2 protein-coding genes are annotated in these 3,785 nt (G+C 29.2%); both read right to left on the reverse strand.

Annotation, left to right across the window (positions count from 1 at the left end):
* The coding region (locus RWY47_RS04795) for a methyl-accepting chemotaxis protein (protein WP_316030257.1) at positions 1–1,631 on the reverse strand (1,631 nt) is incomplete at its 3' end.
* Between the two features lie 295 nt (positions 1,632–1,926).
* Positions 1,927–3,663, reverse strand: a complete 1,737-nt coding sequence (locus RWY47_RS04800) for a HAMP domain-containing methyl-accepting chemotaxis protein (protein ID WP_150843126.1) — start codon at positions 3,661–3,663, stop codon at positions 1,927–1,929.
* Positions 3,664–3,785: the final 122 nt, after the last annotated feature.

The raw sequence follows: 3,785 nt of genomic DNA on the forward strand, positions 1-3,785 counted from the left end.
TCTTCACTTGCTGCTGCACTTTCTTCTGATGTTGCTGAGTTTGTTTGTACAACTTCAGAAATTTGTTCAACACCTAATGTAACTTGAGATATTGAATTAGCTTCTTCTTCAGATGCTTTTGCTATATCATTTACTAATTTAGCTGTTCTATTTGCTGTATTTATTATTTTTTGAAGCGAATCTGCTGTATTATCTACAATTTTTGTTCCATTTTCTACTGCTTCTATTGAATTTTCAATCAATGTAGCTGTATTTTTTGCTGCTTCTGCTGATTTTGCTGCTAGATTTCTTACTTCATCTGCAACTACTGCAAATCCTTTGCCAGCTTCTCCTGCTCTTGCAGCTTCTACTGCTGCATTTAATGCTAATATATTAGTTTGGAATGCTATATCATCTATTGTTTTTATTATTCTTCCTATTTCTGTTGATGTAAATGTTATATCTTCCATAGCTTTAACCATTTCTTTCATTTGGTTATTACCTTCTTGAACTTGTTTTGCAGCATTTAAAGATAATGAATTAGCTTGCTTAGCATTTTCAGATGTACCTTTAATCTTTTCAGATATTTCAGAAATAGTTGAAGATAATTCTTCAATTGCACTTGCTTGCTCTGTTGCCCCTTGTGATAACATCTGAGATCCACTTGCTACTTGATCTGATGCAGCTCCAACTTCTTCAGATGCTATATTTATTTGTTCCATTGTTTCACTTAAATCAGTCGTTATTTTGCCTATAGAGTTTTCAATTTGTTTAAAAACTCCTATATATTCTGCATTTGTCGCTACATTGAAATTTCCTGATGCAACTTCTCCTAAAACTCTAACTGTATCTTCTATAATATCTTTTATTTCATTACTCATCTTAACCATACTGTTTGATAAAGTTCCTAATTCATCCTCTGATTCATAATTAACATCAATATCAAAATCTCCACTAGCCATTTTATTAGCTGCTACTTCAAGTTCTTCTATAGGTTTCTTTAAACTTCTTGTTATATATACACATATAACCACACCTATTATTACTGAAATAATATTTAATGCTATAGATATTGATCTTGAAGTTGACGATGTCTCTTTCACACTTTGATTAAATTGAGTTCCTAATTTTTCTGCATTTTCATTTAATTTTACAGATTGATCCACACAAGAACTATATATATCCCAATACTTTGTATTTTGTGCTGTCATTTCTTCAGCATGTTTATAATCCTTTTTTTCTAAAAAGGTATAAACTTGTTCATATTCATTTTTTAATTTATCAATTGAACTTCTTAAATTACTAATTGATGTTTGGCTATTTTTTACAAGTTCACTTTCTTCACCTGAAAAAGACTTTTCAATTAAATCGATTCTTTTATTTACACTCTCAAAATCTTCTAAAATTGTCTTTCTATACTCCACTGGCTGTTCTCTAAGAATTGAATTACCTATATTCCTACCTATTGAAACTAAATCTCTACGAATACCCATACTCTCTGTTGTTACCACATACGGTCCTGTAAATAAATCATTATTTAATTTTTCAGATTTTTTTAAGTTTGATATTGAGTAAAGATTTGCAGCTACCGTAACTAATAATACCGCAATAAAAGACAAACTTAATTTTTTACCTATCTTCAAATTTTTCATATTTAGCCCTCCTTGCTTTAACTTTGCTGATATTACAAATCAAAATAATTTGCTTAACATTTATACGGATAAAGATATACATGCTTTAGAATTTAATTTTTATAAATAAGCTTTATTAAATTTAAAAACATTTTCATTTAATAAAAATTTTACTTTGCCAAGTTTATAGGCTCAAAATTGTATTTATCCATATTAGAAGACTAAATCTAATTTACCAAAAGCTAAGTTTTTTATTAAATCTATTTTAAATAACAAAAAAGAAGCTTTAAAGCTTCTTTTCAGTTAATAGTTTTATCTAATAATTATTAAATGCTAATTCATTTTCTTCATCTTCATTAAAATTTATATTGTTATTTGATCTGTTTATACCTTTTAAGCTAAAGTTGTCTATAAGTGATTTTAACATTTGAGCTTGTCCATTTAACTCTTCACTTGCTGCTGCACTTTCTTCTGATGTTGCTGAGTTTGTTTGTACAACTTGTGAGATTTGGTCTACACCTAATGTTACTTGATTTATAGAGTTTGATTCATCCTCTGATGCTTTTGCTATGTCATTTACTAAAGCAGTAGTTCTATTAGTCGTACTTATTATTTTTTGAAGTGACTCTGCTGTATTATCTACAATTTTTGTTCCATTTTCTACTGCTTCTATTGAATTTTCAATTAATGTAGCTGTATTTTTCGCTGCTTCTGCTGATTTTGCTGCAAGATTTCTCACTTCATCTGCAACTACTGCAAATCCTTTACCGGCTTCTCCTGCTCTTGCTGCTTCTACTGCTGCATTTAATGCTAATATATTAGTTTGGAATGCTATATCATCTATTGTCTTTATTATTCTTCCAATTTCATTTGATGTAAATGTTATATCTTCCATTGCTTTGATCATTTCTTTCATTTGATCATTACCTTCTTGAACTTGTTTTGCCGCATTTAAAGTTAATGAGTTAGCTTGCTTTGCATTTTCTGAAGTTCCTTTTATCTTTTCAGATATTTCATTTATAGTAGAAGATAATTCTTCGATTGCACTTGCTTGTTCTGTTGCTCCTTGTGATAACATTTGAGATCCACTAGCAACTTGATCGGATGCTGCGCCTACTTCTTCAGCTGCAGTATTTATCTGCTCCATTGTCTCACTTAAATCAATTGTTATTTTATTTATAGAGTTTTCAATATATTTAAAAACTCCTATGTAATTTGCATTTGTCTCTGTGTTAAAGTTGCCTGATGCAACGTCTCCTAAAACTCTAACTGTATCAGTTATAATTTCTTTTATTTCTCTACTCATTTTATCCATACTACTTGATAAAGTTCCAAGTTCATCTTTCGATTCATAACTTACAGAAATATCAAAATCTCCACTAGCCATTTTATTAGCAGCTATTTCAAGTTCTTCTATAGGTTTCTTTAAACTTCTTGTTATGTATATACATATTATTATCCCTACCCCTATAGCAAAAACACTACTAGCTATTGATATCGCAGTAGCTTTTGAAGAAATTTCTTTTACTTCTTTATTAAACTCTATTCCTCTAGCCTCTGCCTTTTCATTAAGAGCTGTTGCTGTTTCAACACACTTGTTATAAACTTCCCAGTATGGTGTATTTTTTTCAGTTATTTTTATAGCACCAGTGTAGTCCCCTCTTTCCATAGCAGATTGAACTATTTCAAATTGTTCCCTAAATTTTACAATAGATGATTCAATGTCATCTATTAACTTTTTATCTCCATCAAATGAACTTCTAAGCAACTTTATATTTTTCTCAACGCTATCAAAGTCTTCTCGTACTATCTTCCCATAATATTCTGGACTTTTTTCTATCATTGCATTTCCCATATTCCTACCAATAGAAACTAAATCCCTACGAATTTTCATAGTTTGATTTGTTGATTTATAAGGTCCTTCAAATAACTGATTACTTAGCTTTTCTGATTTTTTCAGGTTATTTATGGCATAAAAATTTGCACATGCTGTAATAATTAATAAAATACCAAAAGATATAATTAATTTTTTACTTATTTTCCAGTTTCTCATAAACGTATCTCCTTACCCCTTAATTTTTAATTTATTTGTAATTATGATACGGACAAACGTTTTAACACTTTAGATTTTATTTATCAAATAAAAATAAAAAAGGCTTATAAAGCCTTTTTTAT

It is taken from the genome of Paraclostridium sp. MRS3W1 (genome assembly GCF_032465715.1).
GTDB classification, from domain to species: Bacteria; Bacillota; Clostridia; order Peptostreptococcales; family Peptostreptococcaceae; genus Paraclostridium; species Paraclostridium dentum.